This is a genomic window from Cutibacterium sp. KB22876 (assembly GCF_059728865.1).
In genome coordinates, this window is record NZ_AP040858.1 from 981,468 (window position 1) to 1,007,401 (window position 25,934).

Here is a 25,934-nt window from a genome sequence, read left to right on the forward strand (position 1 = left end):
TGTGCATGTGGCGACGACATCGGCATGACACGACTGCCCCTCGCAGCGGTGAATCACGGCCCCTCGACCCGCCGGTCGAGGGGCGCGTCGTTGTTGTCACCCGCCAGGGGTGTCATCTGTGCGATGAGGCCATCGAACTCGTTGCACAGATGAGAGAGGATCACCGCGATCTCGTGCCCGAACCGACGATCGTCGACGTCGACACCGATGAGGACCTACGCTCCCGCTGGGGCGACCACGTCCCGGTCACCTTCGTCGACGGCACCCTCATTGCCTACTGGACCCTTGACGCCGACACCTTCATGTCGGCCTTGTGTGATGGCCCCACTCTTCCGGCGGTGCTGCCCTGACAGTCGGAACGTCCAGCGGGCGGGCAGGTTTGCACGTTGCCCCGCAGACCAGCACTATTGACCTCAATGCCCAATGTTGGAGCACACCGCCCGGCATGGCGGCAGACACCGGAAGGACTCCAGATGACTGACGAGGCTCTCCAGCCGATGCCACAGTCGGCCGGTGATCTGGGCACCGCGTCGGCCCAGGCCAGGGTGCAGTTCGTGGGCACTGGCCCAGGAGATCCGAATTTGTTGACCCTGGGGGCCGTCGACGCCATCAATCGCGCCCAGGTCATCGTCATTTCGTGCCCGGGACACCGCATTCTGCTCGGCAACGACTTCCTGGAGCTCCATTCCGACGTCAGGATCGTCTCGGCTGGTAGCCCCGACGAAGAGGCAGCCGTCCTGCCCAGCCAGCCTGGAACGGGGGCACCTACCCCGGTCAAGGTCGCGGAGTACTGCGCCGACGTCACCGCCACCATCATTGATGCGGCCTCCCAGGGACTTGAGGTCGTCCGTCTCGTTAGCGGGGACCCATTCCTCGATGGCGACATCGGCGCCGAGGCCGCTGCCGTGGCCCGCGCCGACCATGATGTCGACGTCGTCCCCGGTGTCACCGGGATGACGGCAGTTCCGGAGTACGCCGGTCTGGCCCTCCATGGCCATGACGTCCAGCTCATCGGTGACGCCGCCTGTCAGCGAGACATCGCGGGCAGGGGATCGACCTGGTCGGCCAACGGACTCGTCGTCGTCAACACTTCGGCCGGCCGGATCAAGGAGGTCGTCAAGCATGCGATGGCCTCTGGTCGCAGCGAGGACGAGCCGGCAGCCCTCATCTGCCACGGCGCAACGACCCAGCAGACCACCCACACCACCACCCTCGGCGAGCTGCCGCAGACCGCCAAGTCCGCTCGGCTGACCGACGCCGAGCTGATTCACATTGCCATCGGCAAGGTCGTCGAGGCTCCGGAGCGCGAACAGCTTGACTGGTACGAGTCCAAGCCGCTGTTCGGCTGGAGGATCCTCATCCCGCGCACCCGCGACCACTCCGCGACCCTGCCCTCACGTCTGCAGAGCTACGGCGCTCACTCCCTCGACGTCCCGACGATCTCGATGGAACCTCCGCGCACCCCGCAGCAAATGGACAAGGCCATCCGCGGTCTCGTCGAGGGACGCTACGAGTGGGTTGTCTTCACCTCCGCCAATGCCGTGCGGGCCGTCTCCGAGAAGCTGGAGCAGATTGGTTTGGACGCCCGCGCTTATTCGGGTCTGCGCATCGCCGCCATCTTCGAGTCGACGATCAACGCCCTGGCCGAGTGGGGAGTGCGACCTGACTTGGTGCCGTCCGGGGAGCAGTCCACCCGCGCCCTGGCCGCAGTATTCCCGGCCTTCGACGATGCCCTTGACCCCATCAACCGGGTCTTCGTGCCGCGTGCCGACATCGCCACCGAGTCCCTGTCGGCCGACCTGTCCGAACTGGGCTGGGAGGTCGAGGATGTCGTCGGATACCGCACTGTTCGTGCCGCCCCGCCGCCAGCCGAGACACGCGAGGCCATCAAGACCGGCAAGTTCGACGCCGTCGTCTTCACCTCCTCGACGACGGTGCGCAACCTCGTCGGTATCGCCGGCAAGCCGCACAAGCACACCGTCGTCGCTGCCGTGGGCATGCGCACTGCCGAGACCTGCCGGGAGCACGGTCTGACGGTCGACGTCATCGCCCCGGAGCCGACTGCGTTGAGCCTTGCTGACGCCCTCGCCGATTTCGCCGCGAAGCGTCGTGACGACATGGTCGCCAAGGGCCTGCCGGTCGTTCGGCCTTCCCAGCGCAAGCGTCGGGGCCGTCACCCATCACGCTAACGCTGACACAGCCCTATGACGTAGGGTCATGGGCAGAGGCGGGCTCTGCGACCCGCGAGGTATCGGAAGGGGAGACGATGGGCGCCACGACGACCGTCCACCTGCTGCGCCACGGTGAGGTCGACAACCCGACCGGGGTCTTGTACGGGTGTATGCCCGGATACCACCTGTCACCACTGGGACGACGAATGGCCGCCCGCGCTGCCGAGCATTTCGCTGGTGTTGAGTTGTCCGCCCTGGTGAGCTCCCCGCTGGAGCGCGCCCGGGAGACGATGGCCCCCATCGCCGCTGTGCACCCAGAGCTCGAGGTGCGTGTCGATTCCGACGTCATCGAGGCGGCCAATGTCTTCGAGGGGCAGGTCTTCGGCAAGGGCAACAAGGCTTTGCGCAATCCTCGTAACTGGCGTCATCTGTCGAACCCGTTCACCCCAAGCTGGGGAGAGCCCTACGTCGAGATCGCCGAGCGAATGACCCGGGCGATCATGCGTGCCGCCGAGGAGATTCCTGAGGGCGGACAGGCCCTCATCGTCTCCCATCAGCTGCCGATCTGGATTGCCCGTTGCGCAGCCGAGGGGCGACATCTTCCCCACGATCCGCGTTCCCGTCAGTGCACCCTCGCCTCCGTGACGAGTTTCGGTGTGCTCAACGGTCGCATCGTGCGCGTCGATTACTGCGAACCGGCTCGCGACCTCATCCCGGCCAAGGATCGTCGGGCCAACATCTCCGCAGGTGGTGCACGGGAGTGAGGACTCGGCTCATCACCGTCCTCGCGGCGACAACCCTCATGGTGACCGGGGTCTCGGCGTGCTCGTCGACCTCAGCCAGTGACGACAAGGGATTTGCGGCCGGTGACGGATCCTGGTCGAGGGTTCCGGCCGACAAACGTGAGCCTGCCCCCGTCCTCACCGGCAAGAACCTGGACGGCAAGGAGATCAGCACCGCTGACGCCAAGGGCAAGGTCATCGTCCTCAACGTGTGGGGATCATGGTGCGCCCCTTGCCGTCACGAGGCCCCAGCCCTGGTGAAGGCTACCGGTCGCACCAAAGATGTCGCCGTCTTCTACGGCATCAACACCCGAGACCTGGATCCAGGTCCGGCCCAGGCCTTCTCCCGAGCTTTCGACATCACGTACCCGAGCTTCTACGACCCGGACGGGGCGATGCTTCTCAAGTTCAGCGAGCTGCCTCCCAAAGCCATCCCGTCCACCCTCGTCATCGACCGCAAGGGCCGTGCAGCCGCTCGATTCCTGGGAGAGGTGAGCACCGCCACCCTCGTCCAGGCGATCAATGACGTTGCCAAGGAGAGCCAGTGACGCCCCTTGACCTGGGGTCCTGGGCCGCTGAGGCACTGACGGGATCGATGGCCGGAGCGATCCCGGTGGCGGTCTTCGCTGGTGTGTTGTCCTTCTTCTCACCGTGCGTCCTGCCCCTCGTCCCCGGCTACCTCAGCTATGTGACGGGTTTGGGCGCGGCCGACGTCATCGAGGGCCGACGTCGGGCCCGCACCGTGGCGGGCACGATTCTCTTCGTCATCGGTTTCACGGTTGTCTTCGTCGCGACCGGCACGGTCATCGGTACCCTCGGCCGGGCACTCATGGGTCATCGGCGAACCATTGAGATCATCGTCGGAGCTTTGACGATCCTGCTTGGCGCCATGTTCGCCGGCCTTGTACCGCTGGGACGACGCGAACTGCGAATCCATCGCCTTCCCCGAGCGGGACTGGCTGCTGCGCCGATCCTGGGAGTCGTCTTCGGGCTGGGCTGGACCCCGTGCATCGGACCGGCCCTCTCGGTGGTCTACGGACTGTCATTGACCCAAGGATCCGCTGTTCGTGGGGCAGTACTGGCCACCTGTTATTCGTTGGGGCTGGGTATCCCGTTCATCGCTGCCGCTGCGGCTCTGGTGTGGATCGGTCGCACGGTCGACGCGGTACGTGCCCACCAACACGTCGTGCAGCGTGTCGGAGGAGTGCTCATGATGGCCATAGGCGTGCTGTTGGTCACCGGGTGGTGGGAGTCGATAATGGCGATGCTGAGAACCTGGGCGGCCAAGTTCGGGGCGGTGATCTGATGGGTGATTCCGTGAAGGACGCGAAAGTGACGGATCCGAGGAGCTCGACCTCGGCTCGTGGGAGCGGCGGACTCGGTTTCGGCGCATCCATGCGGTGGTTGTGGGGTCAGCTGACGAGCATGAGGACGGCCCTCATCCTGCTGTTCCTGCTGGCCCTGGCAGCCATCCCGGGGTCGATGGTGCCGCAGACCGCAAACAGCGCGATCAAGGTCTCCGACTTTGCCGCCAACCACCCCACCCTGGATCGCATCTACCGGCCGCTGGGGATGTACCACGTCTACACCTCGGTGTGGTTCTCGGCGATCTACCTGCTGCTGTTCATCAGCCTCATCGGCTGCATCATTCCGCGCATCATCAGTCACGTGAAGGCCTTGCGCCGGCAGCCTCCTCGCGTGCCCGCCAGGCTGGACCGGTTGGCAGCCCATGCCTCGACGACCACCTCTGACTCGGCCGAGGAGGTCGACAAGCGAGCCCGGGAGTGGTTGAAAGTCCGACGGTACCGGTTCGTCGTTGACGACGATGGCTCCATTCGTGCCGAGGCCGGACGCCACCGCGAGACGGGCAACCTGATCTTCCACGTCTTTCTGGTTCTCCTGCTCGTTGGTGTCGGTTGGAACACCCTGTGGGGATTCAAGGGAACCTCGGTTGTCGTCGAGGGTCAGGGATTCTCCAACAACATCACCCAGTACGACGAGTTCAAGGCAGGGTCGATGGTCGACACCGACGATCTGGCCCCGTTCTCCATGAAGCTGCGCAAGTTCACAGCATCCTTCGAGACCGGCACGGTTCAGCGTGGTGCTGCTCGCAGCTTCGACGCCACCGTCGACCTCACCGTGGACGGCACGACCGAGACTCGAGACTTGCAGGTCAATCACCCGCTGCGGATCGGCTCGACCAAGGTCCATCTGCTGGGCCATGGCTACGCCGCAGACGTTCTCGTCCGCGACGGAAATGGCAAGGTCGCCTATTCGGGTCCTGTGGTCTTCCTGCCTCAGGACGGCAACTTCAAGTCCGTCGGTGTCATCAAGGCCCCCGACGCCCGCCCGGATCGTCTGGCCTTCCAGGGATTCTTCCTACCGACCGGCACGATCACGGCTGGTGGCCCGACCTCCCTCTTCCCAGATGCCCTCAACCCGCAGCTGTACCTGACCGCCTGGTACGGCAAACCGGCCGGCGAGACGGGTGTTCCGTCGAACATCTACACCCTTGACACGACCGGCATGACCCAGGTGACGAACGGCAAGGAGAAGTCCCGATTCGTGCTGTCGCCGGGGCAGGGATACAAGCTGCCCGACGGCAGAGGATCGATCCAGTTCAACGGCTGGCAGCGCTGGGCCAAGATCCAGGTGTCCCAGACCCCTGGTCTACCGCTGACCTTCCTGTCCGTGCTGCTCTCAGTGGCCGGTCTGTGCTTGAGTCTGTTCTCACGGTCGCGACGGGTGTGGATGAGAATGACGCCCATCGAGGAGGGCTTGAAGGTGGAGATCGGTGGCCTGGACCGCAGTGACTCCCGATCCGGTGCGGTGGACGATGTAAACTCTCTGCTGGCTGCGGTACACGGAGATAGCATGTCAGGCGACATCAAGGAGGCCCAGTCGTGAGTGTGGAGAATCTGTCGGCCGTCGGTATCGTCACCGCGGCGGTGCTCTACATGCTTGCCTTCCTGACTCACGTCGTGGAATGGGCCAGTGTTCGCGGGGTCGAGCACCCCAGCCACAAGGCGCGGCTGAGATCCGAGACGTGGGGGAGGATGGGCCTCAACCTCACCGTCCTGGGTGCCATCTGCGCGACCATCGGCGTCGTCTGCCGTGGTATCGCGGCACATCGGCTGCCCTGGGGCAACATGTACGAGTTCGTCACCTCGGCGCTGCTCTTCGTCGTCATCGCGTACCTCGTCCTCGTCGCCGTCCGCCAGGTCAGGTGGATGGGCATTGCCGTCACCCTGTTGCTGGCCGTTGGTAATGGCCTGGCAGCCACCGTGTTCTACGTGGCCGTCGCGCCGCTGGTCCCGGCCCTGCACTCGGTGTGGTTCGTCATCCACATTGTCGCGGCTTGTATTGCTGCTGCTGCGCTCAACGTCGGTGCCATTGCCTCGATCATGTATCTCATCTCGATGAACGCCCGGGCGAAGGCTGAGCGGACTGGAATTCCCGTCAGGGGATTGCTCGCCAAGCTTCCTTCCCCGGAGTCCATGGACACCCTGGCCTACCGTGCACATGCCATCGGCTTTCCGATCTGGACCTTCACCATCGCGGCCGGCTCAATCTGGGCTGACTACGCATGGGGTCGGTTCTGGGGATGGGACCCCAAGGAGACCTGGTCCCTGGTGACCTGGGTGGTCTACGCGGCCTACCTGCACGCCCGCTCCACAGCCGGATGGCGCGGACGCCCGGCTGCCATCATCGCGATCATCGGTGTGGCCTGTTTCTGGTTCAACTTCATCGGCGTCAACCTGATCTTCAACGGCTTGCATTCGTATGCCGGCATCTGACATGAAGGGTTCCTTCTCCGAATCCCATGATGATTGGCTTCCCCAGCTCTACCAAGAGGAGTGGGACGCCTTCGTCAGGTTGGCCACCCTGTTGCTGGCAGACCAGCGGGTGGCCGAGGCTGCCGTCATCGCAGCCTTTGTCACCAGTTACCGGCGCGATCCGCGGTTGCATTCCCATCAGCATGCCGTGTCGTATCTGCGCACCGCCGTCGTGAACAAGGCCAGGGGCCGGCAACCGGCAGAACGAGACACAACTCCTCCCCAAGCCCCCGACGAGTTGGCGTACTGGTGTCTGTGGGGGCTGCCGGCCCGACAGCGTGAGGTGCTGGTCCTCAAATTCGCGACAGCAGATCTGTCAGACGACGAGATCGCCGAGACCCTGGGCATGAGCGTCAATGGCGTTCACAACAACGAGACGAAGGGTCTGACTGCCATCGGTGAGACGTTGCGTCCTGATTCCCACACGAATCCCGGCCACGCCGATCCCAGGGTCGAGGCGGTCGTGCGCTCGGCCCTGGAAACCATCATGGAGTCGATCCGTCCGAACTCCGGCTATGACGCCATCACCTCTCAGATTTCCCGGAAACCGCGTCGTGGCCTTCCCGCCAACTGGATCGTCGCCCTGGCCTGTCTGGTGGCACTGGGGCTTGGCATTCTGTCCCCCCTGCTGGGCTCGAATCACGGTTCGACGACGAGCGATTCGGAAGCGGCACCTGCTGCCCGAACTCCGCAGGCCAGCGACCAGTCCCTGCCGACCGTTCAGACTGGGTTGGATGTCTTCTACCTGGGTCGTGACGACGGGCTCATCCACCGTGAGCTGCGTGACCTGCCGACCCTCGGCGACCTGTTGGGAACGGCAGTTGGGGCGGTTCTCAACGTCGCGCCCCTCGACCCGAATTACACATCCGGGTGGGCAGCTGGCCAGGTGAACCGGGCATCGGTCAAGGGAAAACGCATCACCATCGACCTGTCGGCGTCCGCCTTCAGCCAGTTCAAGAATGGTGAACAGGTGCAAAGGGCCATCCAGCAGCTCGTCGTGACCGCCACGGCGGCCGTCGGTGACCGCACCGGTGACAAATCGGTGCGAATCCTCGTTGATGGTTCGCCGAACCTACCGATCATTGGCAAGCCCGCCACGGATTTCGTCGACGAAGGTCTTGCTCAGTGCGCCCGGGTGTGGGTTGACACGCCACAGGCCGGTGCTGATGTGCCGTCCGGCAAGATCACCATCAGCGGTCTCGCCCAGCCGACGGTTTCCGTCATGACGTACGAAGTGAGGTCCCCCCAGGGCAATCAGATGGTCACCAGCGGGCAGATCAACATCTCGGCCACTGACGGTGACAGGTGGCGCCCGTGGAGCGCCACCGTCACCATACCCAAGGGGGAGTATGACGTGGTGATCCGGGAAGGAAACCGCATCGCTGACGAGAAGGTTGTGACGGCGAAGTAGTCGTCAGATCTTGAGGTATTTCTCCGCCTCAGTCATCACCAGACGCGGTGGCAGGTGTGGAGCCAACCGTGCGACGGCGCGGTTGATGAATCCGTCGATGGCGTAGGGACGATGACGGGCCAGAGCGTCGAAGGCAGTACGCACCACATCGTCGGGCTGACGACGCATTCCAGCTCCCATCCTCGGCACACCGGCGACGTCGAAGAATCCGGTCTCCGTCGGGCCAGGACAGACCGCCGTGACCCGCACCCCGGTGCCATTGGTCTCGGCCCACAGCGCCTTCGTGAAGGACAGCACGAAAGACTTCGACGCCGCATAGGTGGCGAACTGGGGGATGGGCTGGAAGGCAGCGGTGGAGGCGACATTGATGATCGACCCCTGCTTGGCCGCGATCATGCCCGGCAGCAGCAGACCGCACAGATGGACGACGGCCTCACAGTTGACCTCCACCTGAGAGGTCTGACGAACCGGGTCGGTCTCGGCGATCCGGCCAGCTGCACCGAACCCAGCGTTGTTGACGAGGGTGTCGACGATGATGCCGCGCCCGGCGATGTCCTCCACCAGGGTCAACCGCTCGGATGCCGAGGCGATGTCGCAGGGACGGACGATGGTGCGGATCCCGTATCGGGTGGTGAGTTTGGTGGCAAGGTCGTCGAGGACGTCTTGACGGCGTCCGGTCAGGACGAGATTGGCTCCGCAGCTGGCCAGATGACGGCTGAATGCCTGCCCCAGACCACCACTGGCCCCGCTCACCAGTGCCCACGGGCGTTCGTCGCGAGTCGCATCCTTCTCAGTCATGTCACAAGTCTTCCACGTAGCTCTCAACGCTCCCGGAGGAACATCTGATACGAGGGGGAGTCCGAGACGTCACTCCACGGATACCCGATGTCGTCGAGGTGAGACGACAGGTCCGGGTCGTCAGCCGCACCCTCGAACCCGGCCAGCACCCGACCGGTGTCCATTGCGAAGGAACGGTAGTGGAACAGGGAGATGTTCCACCGGGTGCCCAGGGTGGTGAGGAAGTGGGTCAGCGCTCCCGGCGACTCGGGGAAGACGAAGGAGACGACCTTCTCCCCGACGGAACGTGACGGGTGCCCACCGACCATGTAACGGACATGGGTCTTGGCCGCCTCGTCGTCGGACAGATCGACGACGAGGTGCCCGGCACTGCTCAAGATCTCGACGATCTCGGAACGTTCGTCGCGATGGGCCAACTGCACGCCGACGAAGATGGCAGCGGAGTCATCGTCAGCAAGTCGATAATTGAACTCGGTGACCATGCGGCCACCCAACAGTCGGCAGAAGTCCAGGAAGGCTCCCGGACGCTCGTCGATGATGACTCCGAACATCCCCTCGCGACGCCCACCGATCTCGGCGCGTTCTGCGATGTGACGCAGCGACCCGAAGTTGAGGTTCGCCCCGCTGAGGACGGTAGCGAGCTGCTCTCCGTGGACGTCGTGGGCGCGGACGTACTTCTTGAGCCCGGCCAGCGCGACGGCACCGGCCGGCTCGGCGACGGCACGCACGTCGTCGAAGAGATCCTTGACGGCAGCACTGATCTCGTCGGAGTCGACGGTGACGACGTCGTCGAGATGGTCCTTGAGGATGCGGAAAGTCTCGTCACCGATCCGGGCAACGGCAACACCCTCGGCGAACAGCGAGACCCGATCCAGGGTGACGGGTTCACCGGCCTCCATTGCGGCTGCCAGACAAGCCGACTCAGCCGGCTCCACACCGATGATCTTGACCTGGGGCATGAGCTGCTTGACGAGGACGGTGATCCCCGCGGCAAGACCACCACCACCGACCGGTACGAAGATCCGGTTGACGTCCGCTGCGTCCTGGATGAGCTCCAGGCCGATGGTTCCCTGACCAGCGATGACCATCGGGTCGTCGAAGGGGGCGACGTAGGTCAGTCCCTCGTTCTCGGCCAGTTCGAGGGCGTGAGCCTTGGCCTCGTCGAAGGAATCCCCGGCCAGGACCACCTCGCCGCCGAGCTGGCGCACCGCGTCAACCTTGATCGTCGGAGTGGGTCTCGGCATGACGATCTTGGCCTTGACCGCGAGCCGGGCACCCGAGAGGGCGACGCCCTGGGCGTGGTTGCCGGCCGAAGCCGTCACCACCCCGGCGCAACGCTCCCCCTCGGTGAGGTTGCGCATCCGGTTGTAGGCGCCGCGGATCTTGAAGGAGTGGACTGCCTGACGGTCCTCCCTCTTCACCAGCACGGTGTTGTCGAGGCGTTTGGAAACGTTGGGCATCGGTTCGAGCGGGGTCTTCTCGGCCACCTCGTAGACCGGTGCTCGCAGGACGGCTCGCAGATATTCCTGGTCACTCCTGACGGACATTGACGATCCCCTCAGTCAGCCACCGGACGGACCTGGGACAGGTCACGTACTCCACCGCGATCGGCGGAGGAGGCGAGCATCCCGTAGGCGCTCAGGGCGGTGGAAACGTGACGCGAACGGGCAGCGTGTGGCGTCCAGGCGTCGATTCCGCGGGCTTCCTCCTCCTCGCGACGACGGGCCAGCTCGGAGTCATCGACGTCAAGGCTGATGGTGCGGTTGGGGATGTCGATGCTGATGGTGTCCCCGTCGCGGGCCAGGCCGATGAGACCACCGGAGGCGGCCTCGGGGGAGACGTGACCGATCGACAGGCCCGACGTGCCACCGGAGAACCGGCCGTCGGTGAGCAGGGCGCACTCCCTGCCCAGGTGCATCGACTTCAGGTAGCTCGTCGGGTACAACATCTCCTGCATACCGGGGCCACCCTTGGGGCCCTCGTGGCGGATGATGACGACGTCCCCGGCCCTGACCTCCTTGCCCAGGATGCCGGTGACGGCGTCGTCTTGGGACTCGTAGACGACGGCAGGCCCGGAGAAGGTGAGGATTGACTCGTCGACGCCGGCGGTCTTGACGATGCAGCCGCGCTCGGCGATGTTGCCGAACAGCACTGCCAGGCCGCCGTCGGCGGAGTAGGCGTGCTCGATGTCGCGGATGCAGCCGTTCGTACGGTCGGTGTCGAGGCTCTCCCAGCGCGAGGACTGGGAGAACATCTCGGTGGTGCGCACCCCACCCGGGGCGGCCGCGTAGAGCGTGCGGACGTCCTCGCCGGGGTCGGACATGAGGTCGTGACTGGCAATCTCGACGGCCATCGTCGTCGGGTTGCCGTCGGGGGACCACACCGTCGAGGTGGCGGTGTCGAGCAGGCCGCCACGATCCAGCTCGGCGAGAATGCTGAGCACACCGCCGGCGCGGTGGACGTCCTCCACGTGGAACACGGTGGTCGACGGCGCCACCTTGCACAGGTGGGGAACCTTGCGCGACAGGGAGTCGATGTCAGCCATGGTGAAGTCGACCTCGCCTTCTTGGGCGGCCGCCAGCAGGTGCAGGACGGTGTTCGTCGAACCTCCCATCGCGATGTCAAGGCTCATGGCGTTGTGGAACGCCGCCTTGGTGGCGATGGAACGTGGGAGGACGGAGGCGTCGTCCTCGTCGTACCAGCACTTGGCCAGGGAGACGACGGTGCGTCCGGCCGTCTCGAAGAGTTTGCGACGATCCGAGTGGGTGGCCAGCAGGGAACCGTTGCCGGGCAGGGAGAGGCCGAGGGCCTCCGTCAGGCAGTTCATCGAGTTGGCAGTGAACATGCCTGAACACGACCCGCAGGTCGGGCAGGCATTGGTCTCCATGATCTCGACGTCGGAGTCGGCCGCGGTCTCGTCACCGGCGGCGATCATGGCGTCGATGAGGTCGAGCTTGTGCTCCCCGTCGGTCAATGTGGCCTTCCCAGCCTCCATCGGGCCACCGGAGACGAAGATGGTCGGAATGTTGAGGCGCATGGCGGCCATCAACATGCCGGGGGTGATCTTGTCGCAGTTGGAGATGCACACGAGGGCGTCGGCACAGTGAGCGTTGACCATGTACTCCACGGAGTCGGCGATGAGCTCACGGCTGGGCAGGGAGTAGAGCATGCCGTCGTGGCCCATGGCGATGCCGTCATCGACGGCAATGGTATTGAACTCCTTGGGGACGCCACCGGCGGCGCGGACCTGCTCGGCGACGATCTTGCCGACGTCACGCAGTCCGACGTGTCCGGGGACGAACTGGGTGAAGGAGTTCGCGATCGCCACGATGGGATGTCCGAATTCATCGTCCTTGGTACCGGTGGCACGCCAGAGAGCACGGGCTCCGGCCATGGCGCGTCCGGTGGTGCTGGTGGCAGATCTCAGCGTGGGCATCGTGTTCCCCCCTCGGCAATTGCGTACACATGACGACGCCCTCCATCCGGAAGTGGAAGGAGGGCGCGCTGTTGGATTCCGGTGCGTGGTCAGACCGCGCGCCGGGTAATGAGACTCCAACCGTTCATCATGGGTGTGACGCTAGCAATGATCAGAAAGATGAAACGCCGGCCCATATCCTGAGACGCTGCTCAGGGGTGCAGATGCTCCATGAACGGCATGATCGGTGTGAGCAGACCGGTGCTCATCCAGAACATACCGAAGGCCATCGCGAAATCACCCAGGCCGGAGAGGCGAATCGCCAGTGGTTCGGTGGCCACCACATGGCAGGTGGGAACCTTGCGTGGGTTCTCGGCCTCGCCGCTGATGGCTCGCCACAGGCCGGCAATGGCCAGGGCCAGCAGGGCGACCATGAGAGGGATCCCGACGACGGCGAAGTCATGCATCGCGGCATTCATGGTCGTCTGCATTCCATGGTCCATGCCGCCGTTCATACCGTGACCCATACCGCCATGGTTCATGCCGTGGTCCATTCCGCCGTGATTCATGGTTCCCATGCCGGAGTGCTTGGACGCCGTCATGAGGGAGGACATCTTGCGCATCGCGGCGAGGTGCCAGACCATCGCGGCGAACATGGCGGCATGACCCCATGACGACCACGAGGATCGCCAGGCGGCCATGAAGACCATCCAGGCCGTACAGATGGCGAAGACGACGACCGGAGTGGTTGGTCCGCCAATGGCGGAGACGAGAGGTTTCCACCATGACTTGGGCACCATGAGGATCATGGTGACCGCCATCACGACGTGGACCCATGTGGAGACCTTCGTGACGACGGTGGGCGCCTTGATAGCGTCCCGCACCGACCACACGAGTGACCATGCAAAGAGGATGAGAAGCCCGACGAAGGTGACGGGCGTTGAGGTGAGGGTGAACATTCCGCTCCTGGGTTGGGATCCGGCATCGTGCCGAATCGCGGCATGTCACCGGACCCGCAGGGGAGTCAGTGGGCAGCCCCGGGGTGGGTTCTACGAACATGTCCCCGAGGGGACGGGACCGCGGGGGATGGTCCGGTGAATCCGGCGGATCCTGGGTGCGGTCTGGCGATCACCATACATGCCAGATGCGAGAATCAGGGATCCGTAAGGTTGTCATGTGACGCCGGCGGCGGGTTGAGGCGATCTGTCATAGCTCGGGATGACAGACTGGGGGTATGGAGCACTACGACATCGTCGTCATTGGTTCGGGCTCAGGAAACACGATCCTGGACGAGGAATTTGCCGACCGACGCGCCGCCATCATCGACTCGGGCACTTTCGGGGGTACCTGCCTCAATGTCGGCTGCATACCGACGAAGATGTTCGTGCTCCCGGCGGACCTTGCGACCTCGCCGTCCGAGGCAGCCAAGCTGGGGGTCAGGCTGCAGTTCCGCGGGGCATCCTTCACCTCCATTCGTGACCGAATCTTCGGACGCATTGATCCCATTTCTCGAAGTGGGCTTGAGTACCGCCAGGGGCTGGAGAACATCGACGTCTACACCGACGAGGCGAAGTTCGTCGATCCCCACACCATCGAGGTCGGGGACACTCGCATCACTGCTGACCAGATCGTCCTGGCGGCAGGGTCGCGCCCGCGCGTCCCTGATGTCCTCGGTCTCGACGACCCGAGCCTGGCGGGGTCGATCCACACCTCCGACACCATCATGAGGTTGGAGGAGTTGCCCCACCGTCTGGTGATTCTCGGTGGTGGATTCATTGCCGCCGAGTTCGCCCATATCTTCTCCGCGCTGGGATCCAGCGTCACTGTCATCAATCGGTCCGGGAGGATGCTGCGTCATGAGGACCAGGAGATCTCGCAGCGGTTCACCGATCAGATTGGTCACCGCGTGAGGCTGCGGATGTCCGAGGGCTTGGTGGGCATCGATCGTGATCCGGGTGGTCACCTCGTGGTCTTGACGGTTGACGGTGACGGGGTCGACTACGACTATCCGGCCGACGTCGTCCTCAATGCCATGGGTCGGGTGCCCAACGGTGACCGTCTCAACCTTCCAGCTGCCGGGGTTGACGTCGATGACGATGGATTCGTGGTCGTCGATGAGCACCAGCGGACCAATGTTGAACACATCTGGGCCCTCGGCGACGTCTGCTCGCACTGGGAGCTCAAGCACGTCGCCAACCACGAGGCCCGAGTGGTGCGCCACAATCTGCTACACCCTGACGACCTGGCCAGTTCTGATCATCGATTCGTGCCTCATGCGGTGTTCTCGAACCCGCAGGTCGCCTCGGTGGGTGCGAGCGAACAGAGTCTGTTGCAGTCCGAGATCCCGTACACCAAGTACGTCCAGGAGTACGCGGACGTCGCCTATGGCTGGGCGATGGAGGACGAGGGACACTGTGTCAAGCTGTTGGGTGACCCGGGGACGAGGACGCTGCTGGGCGCCCACATCATCGGCCCGCAGGCATCGACCCTCATCCAGACCTGCATTCAGGGGATGAGCGCCGGCCAGACAGTCGGGGAGATGGCGCGGGGACAGTACTGGATACACCCGGCACTGCCTGAGGTCGTGGAGAACGCCCTGCTTGGCCTTGACAAGGAGTTTGACCGACTCGGGTGATGCTGAGGGTGACATTGGGTGCGGTTCTTGGTCAGCCCCGGGATGGGAGCGAGGGCGACAGTAACGCTTGACCAGAGCAGAACGGTGGGCGGGGGGTACCCCCCGCCCACCTCCAGCGTCACATCGGCATCCGCCCTATCAGGATCCGGTCGTCGAACCACTGCCAGACCTGAGCAGTCTCGGTGAATCCGGCCGCGCGCATCGAGGCGAAATGGAACTCGGCGCTGACCTTCCGAGAGATGTCCTTGTCCGCCCAACGACGTCGGAACTCCTCGGCCTCGGACTCCCATCCAGGCATGGCCAAGGCTGCGTCCCACCATTCCTGCCAGGACATTGCCCCGTCGTCTCGCATCTGAGCCTCGGTGCGGTCTCGTTCTGCCGGGGCCAATTCAGCCAGGAAAGGCTCAGTGGCCTTGTCGAAGAAGAGATGATCGGCATTGAGCAGGATCCCGCCAGGGGTCAGCACCGAGGCGATGTCCTGGTGCACCCTCGCCAACTCATCGGGCTCGAACCAGTGCAGGGCCGTCGCGCTGACAGCGGCATCAAAGGGTTCCTCAGCCCACCGGGCCGCCCATCCAGGCTCCCGTAGGTCGACATCGACGATCTCAATTCGATCCGGGTGTGGCGTCGTTTCGCGGAACAGCCGCATGAGCACCGGGTCGCGATCGATCCCCACACAGCTGGCGTCACCAAATCTCTGCGTGACGGCGTTTGACAAGGATCCAGGTCCACAGCACACGTCGAGGACGCGCAATGGGTGATCGGGTTGCAGGACCTCCCCACAAGGGCCGGACGCGACGAGGCGGCCTTGATCAAGCAACACCAGTCGGTCGCATGCTCGAGCTGCCAGGTTGAGGTTATGGAGCACGATCACGGTGGTGGCGTCAATGGTTTTGACGAGGTCGAGCAGGGCGAACTGATGGCCGATGTCGAGGTGATTGGTGGGCTCGTCGAGCAGCAGATGGCCGGCCTGCTGGGCGATGGCTCGGGCGACGAGAACCCTCTGACGTTCCCCGCCGGACAACTGGGTGACGAGTCGATCCGCGAGACCTGTCAGGTCCGTTCTCGTCAGGGCATTGTCGACGATGTCACGATCGGTCGCATCCCCGTATCCCATGAGGGATCGGTGGGGGAGTCGTCCCAGGGAGACGGTGTCGCGAACCGTCAGCGGCAGGGCTTGATCGGGAATCTGAGAGACGACGGCGACCTCGCGCGCAATCTCGCGGCGATTCATGGCTGAGAGATCATGGTCGCTGACGGTGACTCGTCCGGAGGCAATCGCGACGTTGCGGTACAGCGCAGACAACAAGGTTGACTTTCCTGCGCCATTGGGGCCGACGACCCCGATGGTCACGCCCTGATCCGCTGAAAGATCGACGCCGTCGAGGACAACCCGCTGTCCTCGGTGAATGACTAAGTCGGAAGCGGTGATCATGCCATCGCCTCCCGTCGCACCAACACGAGGAGGAACGGCGCGCCGAGCAGACCCGTGATGACTCCGATGGGCAGTTCGGCTGGGCTGAACACGGTGCGTGAGAAGGTGTCGGCCCACATCAGGAAGATGGCTCCGGCCATAGCCGAGGAGACCACCAACCGACGGTGGCCATGACCGATGAAGGATCGCATGAGGTGGGGGATGACCAGTCCGACGAAACCGATGCCGCCGGAGATAGCCACCGCCATGGCCACCCCAGCCGATACGGGGACGAGAAGCAGCACATGGATGACGGTCGGGTCGATCCCGACCGCGGTGGCCGTGGAATCCCCGGACGCCAACGCGTCGAGCCATGGGGCACATGCCCACAGCAGTACAGTCAGAACGATCGCCACGGCAACGTTCGTCCATCCCTGCCCCCAGCTGGCTCGAGACAGGTCACCGAGGGTCCAGAACATCACCGCGCGTGCAGTCTCGGCCGAGTCGGAGGAGATGATGATGAAATTGGTGACGGCTTGAAAGATGAATCCCACCGCGAGACCGGCGAGGACGAGACGCAGCGTCGACGAGTTCCGGCCGCCGCCCATGAACAGCACGATCGCGGTCGACAGCAGCGCTCCCAGGAAGGCCATGCCGGCTACTGCGAATGACGAGGTGACGCCGACGATGATGATCGCCGCGGCAGCTCCCGAGGAGGCTCCCGCGCTCACGCCAAGTACGTAGGGCTCTGCGAGGGGGTTGCGAACCACGGCTCGGAGTGCGACTCCGGCGACACCGAGGGTCGCGCCGACGCCGAGCCCGGTGACGATGCGAGGCATGCGGTTCTGCCAGACGATCGCGTCGGTAATGGAGTCCCAGGTCACGTGAATGGGAATGTCACAATGGTCGGCGAGTACCCCCAAGACCTGACCGATGGGTACCGGTGCGGCACCAAAGGCAATCGAGAGTACCGGCATGAGCACGAGGAGAGTCACGAGTAGGAAGAAGCGAGTCGGGGTACGGCGGTGAAGGAGTCGAGCCAAGGGAAAGCCGTCCTCGTCAGGGCCGAATCGCGCGGCCGTCGGTCAGATACGGTCCAGGAGGTTTTCGGACTTGGCCTCAACCGAACGGGCGCCTTCCCGGTTTCCCAGTGGCTTGTCTGCCCGTTCGTCCGCCTTACCGCTGCGCGTCAGCCCCCGATTCACACGGGGTTCCCTACGCCGGACGCAGTCATCTTAGCCGTGCCTCACAAATGGAATTCGGTTACCCTCACATCGCAGCGTTGTCCTGTCTCCAGTACCTCATGAAGGCGATGTGGCGACGGTCGATGCCATACCCATCGGCGAGGGCCCGACGTCAGTGACGCACCATGGAGGGCTTCTCGCGAGTCAGCCGTCATCGACCCCCACGGTGTCGATCGGGATGACGATGGGCGTCCCGACATCCGGGGCATGGATGATGTGCGTGTGCAGGCCAAAGACTTCTCGCATGACGTCGGCGGTGATGACCTCGGTGGGGGTTCCGTTCGCTCGAATCTCCCCGTCACGCATGGCCACTAACCAGTCGCAGTAGCGCGCCGCCATGTTGATGTCATGGAGCACCATGACGATCGTCACCCCGTCACGGCGGTTGAGGTCACGCAACAAGCTGAGAACGTCGATCTGATGGGCCAGATCAAGGTAGGTCGTCGGTTCGTCGAGGAAGAGCACGTCGGTGTTCTGGGCCAAGGCCATGGCGATCCACACTCGCTGGCGCTGACCTCCGGACAGCTCGTCAACCGGTCGTCGGGCCAGCTCGACGATTCCAGTGCGTTCCAGCGCCGACGCCACCGCCTGCTCATCGGCGGTGGTCCATCGTCCGAAAATTCCTTGGTGAGGAGCGCGTCCGCGCGCCACCAGATCTGCGACGGTGATCGTCGTCGGAGCTGTCGGGGACTGCGGCAACAACCCGACGACACGGGCGAGTTGCCGGGTCGGCACAGTGGGGAGCTCCTGACCGTCCAGGACGACCTGACCGCTGCTGGGGCGGATCAAGCGTGTCATCGTCCGTAACAGGGTGGATTTGCCACAACCGTTCGGGCCAATGATTGCCCCGATCCTTCCGGTCGGGATGCTGAGGTCGAGGTGGTCCAGGACGGCGCGGTCTCCGTACCCAACCGATACCGCGTCGGCCTTCAGATGATGACTGGTTCTCACGCACTCTCCTTTCGAGACTGACGAGCCATGACGATGAGCAGGTACACCCCGCCCAGAATCCCGGTGACCAGCCCCACCGGATAGGTGTGTGACATGAGGTTGGCGCCGACGAAGTCGCACACCAGTACCAGGACCGATCCAGTGAGCGCGGAGGCCATGAGTGGGGCATCTCCTGGGCCACACAGTCGAAATGCAATCGGTCCGCACATCAGCGACACGAAGGCGATCGGTCCTGCAACGGCAGTGGCGCAGGCCAGCACGATGACCCCGACGATCATGAGCAGAGCACGAGTCCGCTCCACGTGTACCCCCAGCCCGGTGGCCAGGTCATCCCCCACGTCCATGGTCCCGAGGTGGCGAGAGTTGGCCAGCAGCACCGGTAGGCCGATGACAAGGACGACGGCGAGAGTGGCGGATTGGTCAGCGGAAGCCACGGCAAGGTTGCCCGCGAGCCAACGAGCAGCCCCAGCCGCATCATTGGGATCGGCGCGGACCATCAGCCACATCGTCCCTGCGGTCGCCATAGCCCCCGTCGCAATGCCCATGAGGATGAGCCGCTCGCCACCTGATGTGTCGTGGCGCGCAAGCCCGACGACGATGCCGGCCGTTACGATCGCTCCCGCGACGGCCAGACACGTCAGCTGCAGGCCGGACCATCCGAGCACGATGATTCCAGCTACCGCGGCAGTGTTGGCCCCGGCCGTGATCCCGATGACGTCAGGGCTTGCCAACGTGTTGCGCAGCAGGGCCTGGAACAATGCTCCGACAAGGCCAAATGCAGCGCCACAGAGAAGTCCGGCAATGGTGCGTGGGAGACGGAGGTCACCGATGATGAAGGATGCCGGGCCGACCTGCCCGCGGAGAGCGTCGACGACTTGTGACGGCGAGTACATCTGCTCGCCAAGGCACAGGCTGGCAATGAAAGCGGCGACAGTTGCCACCGACAAGATGGTCACGACCAGACCACGACGCAGGCGGCGGTGCCGTCGCCCCTGCCGCACGAGAGCAAGCGCGCTCATCGTTGTCTCACCTCCCGGCAACGGATCAGGGCGATGAACACCGGAGCTCCGATGATTGCGGTGACGATTCCCACCGCGACGTCGGCAGGCCGAGTGATGACGCGTCCCAGGACGTCGGACGCCAGCACCAGAACGGGTCCGCAGATGGCACACCATGCCAGCACCCGCCGATTGTCCGGGCCGACGACGGCCCGCACGGCGTGAGGGGCGATGAGCCCCACGAACCCGATGGGACCCGTCAGCGCCGTGGTTCCAGCTGCCAGCAGGACGGCGGCCACCGATGACGTCACCCGGACGACAGTCACTCGCGTCCCCAGGCCCGCTGCCAGGTCTTCTCCCAGCGCGAGGGTGTTCAGGCCTGGGGCGCTGATGGCAGCCAGCACCACTCCGACGAGGAGCAGAGGAGACACCGTCGCGATCTGTCCCAGATTGGGTCCGCTGAGGGATCCTGCCTGCCAGGTTCGGAAGGATTGCAGCAGGTTCGGGTGAGGTAACAACACCATCTGAATGAAACCGGTGAGGACGGCGGTGACGATGGCTCCGGCCAGTGCCAGTCGGACGGGAGTTGGCCGGCTGCGGCTTCCGGCTCCGATGAGCCAGACCAGGGCGGCAGCTGCGGTAGCCCCGGCAACGGCCAGCCAGACGTACTGGATTGGTGCCGTCAGGCCCAGGTGGGCGATACCGACGAGGACAGCGAGAGCGGCCCCGGAGTTGATGCCGAGAATTCCTGGATCGGCCAGGGGATTGCGGGTCAGCGCCTGCATGAGGGCGCCGGAGAGTGCGAGGGCGGCTCCGGACACCAGGCCGAGAACCGTGCGTGGAACGCGTGAGCGGATGACCTCGGCGACAAAGGGGTCAGCGGACGGCTGTCTCAGGGTCGTCCACAGATCATGGAGCGGGATGGATCGTGAACCCACCATCACCGAGGCCGCGCACAGACAGGCGAGCAGGACGGTGACGACGAGCAGGGTCCATCCCCTCCGTGGTGTCACGCCTTCGCCTTCGTGGCCGCTTCGGCCAGTCGCTCGACGAGCGGTCCCACCTGACCGGGGATGGACAAGGCACTGGCAGACATCGATGCCGCGAGCGGGGAGTTGTCCTCGAGAACGGCCACTGCTCCCTTGCGCACAGCGGTGATCTTCGAGAGCAACGGGTGCTTGGCGAGCAGACCGGGAAGGGTTTTGGGATCTCCGTAGCAGACGATGAGGTCGACGTCATTGAACATGTCGGCCTTCTCCGCCGAAGCCGTGGTGTAGAACTGCTTCGACTCCGCCGACAGCTTCTGGATTGATGACGGCGCCTTGAAGCCGAGGTCGGTGAGGTAGTCAGCACGAGAGTCGCCCTTGGTGTAAACCGAGATCTCCGAGAGCTTCTTGACGTCGAAATAGAACATTCCAGCGGTGAGTCCCTTGACGTCGGGGTGCGCAGCCAAGGCGTCAGCGATCGACTTCTCGCAGGACATGATGACCTCTTCGGCCTTGTCGGCCTTTCCGACGACCTCGGCGATGGTGCGCAGGTGGGTACGCCAGTCGATGCTCCACGCCTTTTCGAGGTAGGGAAGGGTGGGGGCGATCTTGGAGAGCTTGTCGTACTGCTCCTTGGTCATCCCGGAGTTGAGGCCGCTGACGAGATCAGGTTGGGTCGCTGCGATGGCGGCGGCGTCGGTGTCGCTGGTCTCGTCGTAGAGCTTGGGCGCCTTGTCGCCGGTCGCATTGAGCTTGGCCAGGGCATCAGCCACCCATGTGTGCATCCCCTTTCCGGAGGGATCGCCATAAGTGGCTTTCGGCATGCCGACGGGAACCAGTCCGATGGCCAGGACGGCATCCTGACCAGCCCACCCAGTGGTGGCAATGCGGGTTGCAGGAGACTTCACCACAGTCTCGCCCCAGGCATGCTTGATCCTCACCGGGAACCCCTTGGTGGCTGACGAGTGCTGGTTCGCGCCACTGGGCGAGGTGTCAGTGTCCTTGCTACAACCGGCCAGAGCTGCGGCGGCACCGAGGCCGAGAGACGATGCGAGGATGGTGCGCCTCGATATGGGGGACGGGAACATGAATTCTCCTTGGTACCGTGACAATGCCTTGTTAGGTTAGTCAACCCTGAGAAGGAAAATCCAGCAACGTAAGGACCATGTGTCATTGGGCGTACAACCCCTTGCCAGCAGGAGGAAGACGACGAAGCCCCGGGGCGTGTTGCCTCGGGGCTTCGAGATGACGGGTGGGTCGACTCAGCCGAAACGACCGGAGATGTAATCCTCGGTGGCCTTCTCCTTCGGGTTGGAGAAGATCTTGTCGGTGCGGTCGATCTCGACGAGGCGGCCAGGTTCTCCCTGGGCCTTGAGGTTGAAGAAGGCGGTCTGGTCGGAGACACGAGCGGCCTGCTGCATGTTGTGGGTCACGATGACCACGGTGAAGCGCTCCTTGAGCTCTCCGACAAGGTCCTCGATGGCCAGGGTCGAGATCGGGTCCAGGGCCGAGCAGGGCTCGTCCATGAGTAGAACCTCCGGCTCGACGGCGATGGCGCGGGCGATGCACAGACGCTGCTGCTGACCACCAGACAGGGAGGCACCGGAGCGCTCCAGGCGATCCTTGACCTCGTCCCACAGGTTGGCGCCGCGCAGTGACTTCTCGCAGGCCTCGTCGAGCAGCTTGTTGTCGCGTACGCCATTGAGCTTCAGACCGGCCACGACGTTGTCGCGAATTGACATCGCCGGGAACGGGTTCGCTCGCTGGAAAACCATGCCGATATTGCGTCGCACGGCCACCGGGTCGACGCCCTTGCCGTAGAGATCGACGCCGTCGAGCTCCACCTTGCCGGTGCAGTAGGCACCGGGGATGACCTCGTGCATGCGGTTGAGGGTCCGCAGCACGGTCGACTTGCCACAACCGGACGGGCCGATGAAAGCCGTCACGGTACGGGGCTCGACGGTCAGGTTCACCGACTCAACGGCGTGGAAGGAGCCGTAGTAGATGTTGAGGTCCTTGACCTCGATCCGCTTTGCCATATTCAGCTCTCTTTCGTGTCACTTGCCCATGCGACGCATGTAGCGGCGGGAGATGCCACGGGCAATGAGGTTGAGTCCCATGACGAGGATGATCAGGGTGATCGCAGCGCCCCATACGACCGGGGTGTCCACGCCGCCCTGGGTGTAGGCGTTCGTGATGACGGTTGGCAGGGTTGCGAAGTTCGGGGTCGACGGGTTGAAGGTCAACTCAGTGTTGAACTGCAGCAACACGATGAGCGGTGCCGTCTCTCCCATGACTCGGGCCAGGCCGAGCACGACGCCGGTAAGAATGCCGGTCATCGAGGTCGGCAGAACGACCTTCATGATCGTCTTCCACTTGGAGACGCCCAGGGCGAAGGAGGCCTCGCGCAACGAGTCCGGCACCAGCTTGAGCATCTCCTCGGTGGATCGCAGCACCGTCGGCACCATGAGGATCATGAGGGCCAGGGAGGATGCCCAGGCCGACTGAGTTCCGCCGAGGGTGGTGACGACCATGGCGAAGATGAACAGGGCCGCGACGATGGACGGTACACCCGTCAGGACGTCGACGGCGAAGCTGACGACCTTGGCGATCTTGGTGCCCCGCGCGTACTCCACCAGGAAGATGGCGGTCAGCAGAGCGATCGGCACGGAGATGATCGAGGTGATGAGACCGATCTCGATGGTTCCGACGAGGGCGTGGATGGCCCCCTGCTCGACGAGGTCCCAGGCCGGGTCCATCGAGTGGGTCCACCAGGAGGCATGGAAGAGGGAGCCGATACCGCGTCGGACGGCCGCGAACAACAACCAGACCAGCGGGATGACGGCAAGCAGGGTGGCGACGATCATGAAGACCGAGGCGCAACCGCTCTTCGTGGTCCGCTTGCCGGACGGACGGGAGAGGTCCAGCTTGCCGACCTCGGGCACCCCCTCGGAGTGTGCGGGGATGTGATCAGGGGTGGTGGCGCTCATCGCTTGACTCCCTTCGCCGCGATCAGGCGGGCAGCCGCGTTGACCACGAAGGTGATGACGAACAGGGCCAGGGCCGACGCCACCAGGGCACCCAACGAGGTGGGGTCGCTGATGGCCTCGGAGAAGTTACCGGCGATCTTCGAGGCGAAGGTCTCGCCGCCGACGAAGATCGACAGGTTGAGCTTCTGCTTGAGGGCCATGGGGCTGATCGTCTGCAGGATCAGGGTGACGGCCAGTGTCTCGCCGAGGGCACGTCCCAGACCGAGCATGGCTCCAGAGATGATTCCGGAGCGGGAGTGGGGGAGCACTGCGAGCTTGATGACTTCCCAGCGCGTCGACCCCAGGGCCAGCGCAGCCTCGATCTGATCGTGCGGGGTCTGGGCCATGACGTCGCGGCTGACGGCGGTGATGATCGGCAGGATCATGATGGCCAGCACCAGGCTGGCGAGGTAGACCGTGCCGGTGGCGGAGGACCAGGCCGGGTCCTCCGAGAAGATCGGGATCCAGCCGAGTACTGCGATGATGGCGTGACGCAGACCGTTGACGATGCCCGACGACCCGAAGACGATGCCGCCCCACAGGCCGAAGACGATCGAGGGCACAGCGGCCAGCAGATCGACGACGAAGGCGACGGGGCTGGCGAGCTTCTTGGGCGCCAGCTGGGTGATGAACAGGGCGATGCCCACCGAGAGGGGAACAGCAATGAGCAGTGCGAGCAGGGACGAGATGACCGTCGTCCACAGCAGGGCCTGAATACCAAAGGCCGGCGGATTCCGGTCGGTCGTCCAGGCACGAGAGGTGAAGAAGTTGTCGGTGTTGGCCGACAGGGTCGGTGCCGCCGTCTTGATGAGGAAGATGAACATCAGGATGACGATGATGGCCAGCGCAATGGCGATGACCGACGAGGCGCCGGCGAAAATCCTGTCCCCGACCCTGGACACCGGCTTCATGCGAGACGCGGCTGTTGGCTTCCGCTGCGCCGTCGATGTGGTTTCAGCCATGGGCTTCCTTCGTCGCGTTCATGGTTGTTTTCGTGGGTTGGGGCGGGAGGGCGTCGTGCGTCCTCCCGCCCCAGAGCACCGGGACCAAATTACCCGGCGAAGTCGATCAGGAGAGAGCCTGAGCGGCGGTCAGAACCTTCGAGGCAACATCGGAAGGTAGCGGAGCGTAACCGAGGTCCTGGATCTTCTTCTGCTCCTTCTCGGAAGCGTAGAAGGAGAGGAAGTCCTTCAGGAGGGCGGTCTTTCCGGCATCCTGGCCCTTGGAGCAAGCGATCTCGTAGGTCACCAGAACGGCGGGGTACACGCCAGCCGGGGTGTCCTTGTACTGGAGCTCGAGCTGCAGGTCGTTGCCCTGGCCAGCGACCTTGGCGGCCGAGATGGCCTTACCAGCGGACTCACCGGTCAGCTTGACCGGGCCGTTGCCGTTGTCGATGGCAGCCATGTCGAGCTTGTTCTTGGTGGCGTAGGACCACTCGTCGTAGGAGATCGAGTTCTTGGTCTCCTTGACAGCCTGAGCGATGCCGGCCGACTTGTCAGCACCCTTGCCAGCGCCCTTCCAGGTCTTGGAGTGCTTCTCGGTCCAGATGTCACCAGCGGCCTTGTTGAGGAACTTGGTGAAGTTGTCAGTGGTGCCCGACTCGTCCTTGCGGTAGAAGACCTCGATTTGGGCGGACGGCAGCTTGGCGGAGGGATTCTCCTTCTTGATGGCCGGGTCGTCCCACTTCTTGATGGCGCCGGAGAAGATCTTGGCGAGGGTCGGGGTCGAGAGGGTCAGATCCTTGACCCCGTCAACGTTGTAGACCACGGCAATCGGGCCGGCAGCCATCGGGAGGTGCCACGGATCGGCGTTGCAGCGCTGCTTGGCCTTGTCAGGCTCGCCCTTGTCCTTGTTGAGGACGGAGTCGGAGCCGGCCCAGTCGGTCTGCTTGCCGATGAAGGACTTCACACCGGCGCCGGAGCCGGTGGGGGAGTAGTTGATGGTGGCCGAGGAGCAAGCGGCCTTGTAGTCAGAGATGACCTGGTTGATGGCGTTCAGCTGAGCCGAGGAGCCAGCGCCGGAAATGTTGCCACCGGGGCAGGCCGGCTTGAACGAGGCGGCGTCAGCGTTGTTCGCCGAGCTGGCGGAGGAAGCAGCAGCCGAAGTGGCCTCGGATGACGAGGCGGAGCTGGAGCCCTTGTCGCCGTTGGCGCCACAAGCGGTGAGGGAGATGGCGCCAATAGCAGCCAGGGCAGTGATTTTGGCGAGACGGTTCGTCACGGCACATCCTTTTCGAGTGATCTCCTAGAGCCGCCGTTGCGGTC

General features: G+C 64.2%; 23 protein-coding genes and 1 riboswitch. Of the genes, 9 read left to right on the plus strand and 14 right to left on the minus strand.

The genetic code is table 11. The annotated features are described in order from the left end of the window. Nucleotides 1–5 precede the first annotated feature (5 nt). From AC6I1W_RS04440 to AC6I1W_RS04475, 8 genes are all read left to right on the plus strand, one after another. Complete coding sequence (locus tag AC6I1W_RS04440; protein WP_016666935.1) at nucleotides 6–350, plus strand: glutaredoxin family protein; 345 nt, start codon at nucleotides 6–8, stop codon at nucleotides 348–350. Nucleotides 351–473: 123 nt separating this feature from the next. Then, entirely contained in the window at nucleotides 474–2,189 is a 1,716-nt protein-coding gene (locus tag AC6I1W_RS04445) for a bifunctional uroporphyrinogen-III C-methyltransferase/uroporphyrinogen-III synthase (protein ID WP_016666936.1), read from the plus strand. A 77-nt stretch (nucleotides 2,190–2,266) separates the two neighbouring features. Beyond that, nucleotides 2,267–2,935: a histidine phosphatase family protein gene (locus AC6I1W_RS04450; protein WP_016666937.1), complete on the plus strand. Its 669-nt coding sequence runs from the start codon at nucleotides 2,267–2,269 to the stop codon at nucleotides 2,933–2,935. Then, nucleotides 2,932–3,501, plus strand: coding sequence for a TlpA family protein disulfide reductase (locus tag AC6I1W_RS04455; protein WP_117188941.1), 570 nt, complete (start codon nucleotides 2,932–2,934; stop codon nucleotides 3,499–3,501). The genes AC6I1W_RS04450 and AC6I1W_RS04455 overlap by 4 nt, the downstream gene beginning before the upstream one ends. 47 nt (nucleotides 3,502–3,548) lie before the next feature. Next, nucleotides 3,549–4,259 carry a cytochrome c biogenesis CcdA family protein gene (locus AC6I1W_RS04460; protein ID WP_050796916.1) on the plus strand — a complete coding sequence of 237 codons (711 nt, stop codon included), beginning with the start codon at nucleotides 3,549–3,551 and terminating at the stop codon, nucleotides 4,257–4,259. Next, complete coding sequence (resB, locus tag AC6I1W_RS04465; RefSeq protein WP_117188939.1) at nucleotides 4,259–5,860, plus strand: cytochrome c biogenesis protein ResB; 1,602 nt, start codon at nucleotides 4,259–4,261, stop codon at nucleotides 5,858–5,860. Before AC6I1W_RS04460 ends, resB begins: the two co-directional genes overlap by 1 nt. Further along, entirely contained in the window at nucleotides 5,857–6,750 is an 894-nt protein-coding gene (gene ccsB / locus AC6I1W_RS04470) for a c-type cytochrome biogenesis protein CcsB (protein ID WP_015583280.1), read from the plus strand. The genes resB and ccsB overlap by 4 nt, the downstream gene beginning before the upstream one ends. After that, nucleotides 6,737–8,200: a GerMN domain-containing protein gene (locus AC6I1W_RS04475; RefSeq protein WP_117188937.1), complete on the plus strand. Its 1,464-nt coding sequence runs from the start codon at nucleotides 6,737–6,739 to the stop codon at nucleotides 8,198–8,200. The genes ccsB and AC6I1W_RS04475 overlap by 14 nt, the downstream gene beginning before the upstream one ends. Nucleotides 8,201–8,203: 3 nt before the next feature. Here the strand turns inward: AC6I1W_RS04475 and AC6I1W_RS04480 are convergent, their stop codons facing one another. The 4 genes from AC6I1W_RS04480 to AC6I1W_RS04495 form a co-directional block, all read right to left on the minus strand. Continuing rightward, nucleotides 8,204–8,998, minus strand: coding sequence for an SDR family NAD(P)-dependent oxidoreductase (locus AC6I1W_RS04480; protein WP_117188935.1), 795 nt, complete (start codon nucleotides 8,996–8,998; stop codon nucleotides 8,204–8,206). A 23-nt stretch (nucleotides 8,999–9,021) separates the two neighbouring features. Then, complete coding sequence (ilvA, locus tag AC6I1W_RS04485; protein ID WP_117188932.1) at nucleotides 9,022–10,545, minus strand: threonine ammonia-lyase, biosynthetic; 1,524 nt, start codon at nucleotides 10,543–10,545, stop codon at nucleotides 9,022–9,024. Nucleotides 10,546–10,556: 11 nt separating this feature from the next. Beyond that, nucleotides 10,557–12,434, minus strand: a complete 1,878-nt coding sequence (gene ilvD, locus AC6I1W_RS04490) for a dihydroxy-acid dehydratase (RefSeq protein ID WP_117188930.1) — start codon at nucleotides 12,432–12,434, stop codon at nucleotides 10,557–10,559. A gap of 191 nt (nucleotides 12,435–12,625) precedes the next feature. Continuing rightward, nucleotides 12,626–13,069 (minus strand): hypothetical protein, encoded by a 444-nt coding sequence (locus AC6I1W_RS04495; protein WP_050796917.1) that lies wholly within the window; start codon nucleotides 13,067–13,069, stop codon nucleotides 12,626–12,628. Between the two features lie 578 nt (nucleotides 13,070–13,647). On the opposite strand from AC6I1W_RS04495, the gene AC6I1W_RS04500 reads away from it, so the two are divergent. Then, nucleotides 13,648–15,048 carry a mycothione reductase gene (locus AC6I1W_RS04500; protein WP_065674270.1) on the plus strand — a complete coding sequence of 467 codons (1,401 nt, stop codon included), beginning with the start codon at nucleotides 13,648–13,650 and terminating at the stop codon, nucleotides 15,046–15,048. Nucleotides 15,049–15,166: 118 nt separating this feature from the next. Here the strand turns inward: AC6I1W_RS04500 and AC6I1W_RS04505 are convergent, their stop codons facing one another. From AC6I1W_RS04505 to pstS, 10 genes are all read right to left on the minus strand, one after another. Further along, the gene (locus tag AC6I1W_RS04505) at nucleotides 15,167–16,483 is read right to left on the minus strand and encodes an ATP-binding cassette domain-containing protein (protein ID WP_270236789.1); all 1,317 of its coding nucleotides are present in this window, start codon (nucleotides 16,481–16,483) and stop codon (nucleotides 15,167–15,169) included. Beyond that, nucleotides 16,480–17,505, minus strand: a complete 1,026-nt coding sequence (locus AC6I1W_RS04510; protein WP_416241599.1) for a FecCD family ABC transporter permease — start codon at nucleotides 17,503–17,505, stop codon at nucleotides 16,480–16,482. The genes AC6I1W_RS04505 and AC6I1W_RS04510 overlap by 4 nt, the downstream gene beginning before the upstream one ends. 38 nt (nucleotides 17,506–17,543) lie before the next feature. Then, a riboswitch (cobalamin riboswitch) is annotated at nucleotides 17,544–17,702 on the minus strand. 148 nt (nucleotides 17,703–17,850) lie between these two features. Then, complete coding sequence (locus tag AC6I1W_RS04515) at nucleotides 17,851–18,657, minus strand: ABC transporter ATP-binding protein (RefSeq protein WP_016666950.1); 807 nt, start codon at nucleotides 18,655–18,657, stop codon at nucleotides 17,851–17,853. Then, complete coding sequence (locus tag AC6I1W_RS04520; protein ID WP_065674273.1) at nucleotides 18,654–19,676, minus strand: FecCD family ABC transporter permease; 1,023 nt, start codon at nucleotides 19,674–19,676, stop codon at nucleotides 18,654–18,656. Before AC6I1W_RS04520 ends, AC6I1W_RS04515 begins: the two co-directional genes overlap by 4 nt. Further along, complete coding sequence (locus AC6I1W_RS04525) at nucleotides 19,673–20,668, minus strand: FecCD family ABC transporter permease (protein ID WP_065674274.1); 996 nt, start codon at nucleotides 20,666–20,668, stop codon at nucleotides 19,673–19,675. The genes AC6I1W_RS04520 and AC6I1W_RS04525 overlap by 4 nt, the downstream gene beginning before the upstream one ends. Then, nucleotides 20,665–21,729 (minus strand): ABC transporter substrate-binding protein, encoded by a 1,065-nt coding sequence (locus tag AC6I1W_RS04530; RefSeq protein WP_117189018.1) that lies wholly within the window; start codon nucleotides 21,727–21,729, stop codon nucleotides 20,665–20,667. Before AC6I1W_RS04530 ends, AC6I1W_RS04525 begins: the two co-directional genes overlap by 4 nt. Before the next feature lie 174 nt (nucleotides 21,730–21,903). After that, complete coding sequence (gene pstB / locus AC6I1W_RS04535; protein WP_016666954.1) at nucleotides 21,904–22,680, minus strand: phosphate ABC transporter ATP-binding protein PstB; 777 nt, start codon at nucleotides 22,678–22,680, stop codon at nucleotides 21,904–21,906. An 18-nt stretch (nucleotides 22,681–22,698) separates the two neighbouring features. Continuing rightward, nucleotides 22,699–23,631 (minus strand): phosphate ABC transporter permease PstA, encoded by a 933-nt coding sequence (pstA, locus tag AC6I1W_RS04540; RefSeq protein ID WP_016666955.1) that lies wholly within the window; start codon nucleotides 23,629–23,631, stop codon nucleotides 22,699–22,701. Beyond that, nucleotides 23,628–24,632: a phosphate ABC transporter permease subunit PstC gene (gene pstC, locus AC6I1W_RS04545; protein WP_270236787.1), complete on the minus strand. Its 1,005-nt coding sequence runs from the start codon at nucleotides 24,630–24,632 to the stop codon at nucleotides 23,628–23,630. The genes pstA and pstC overlap by 4 nt, the downstream gene beginning before the upstream one ends. A gap of 106 nt (nucleotides 24,633–24,738) precedes the next feature. Continuing rightward, nucleotides 24,739–25,890, minus strand: coding sequence for a phosphate ABC transporter substrate-binding protein PstS (pstS, locus tag AC6I1W_RS04550; RefSeq protein ID WP_063279217.1), 1,152 nt, complete (start codon nucleotides 25,888–25,890; stop codon nucleotides 24,739–24,741). Between the last annotated feature and the right edge of the window lie 44 nt (nucleotides 25,891–25,934).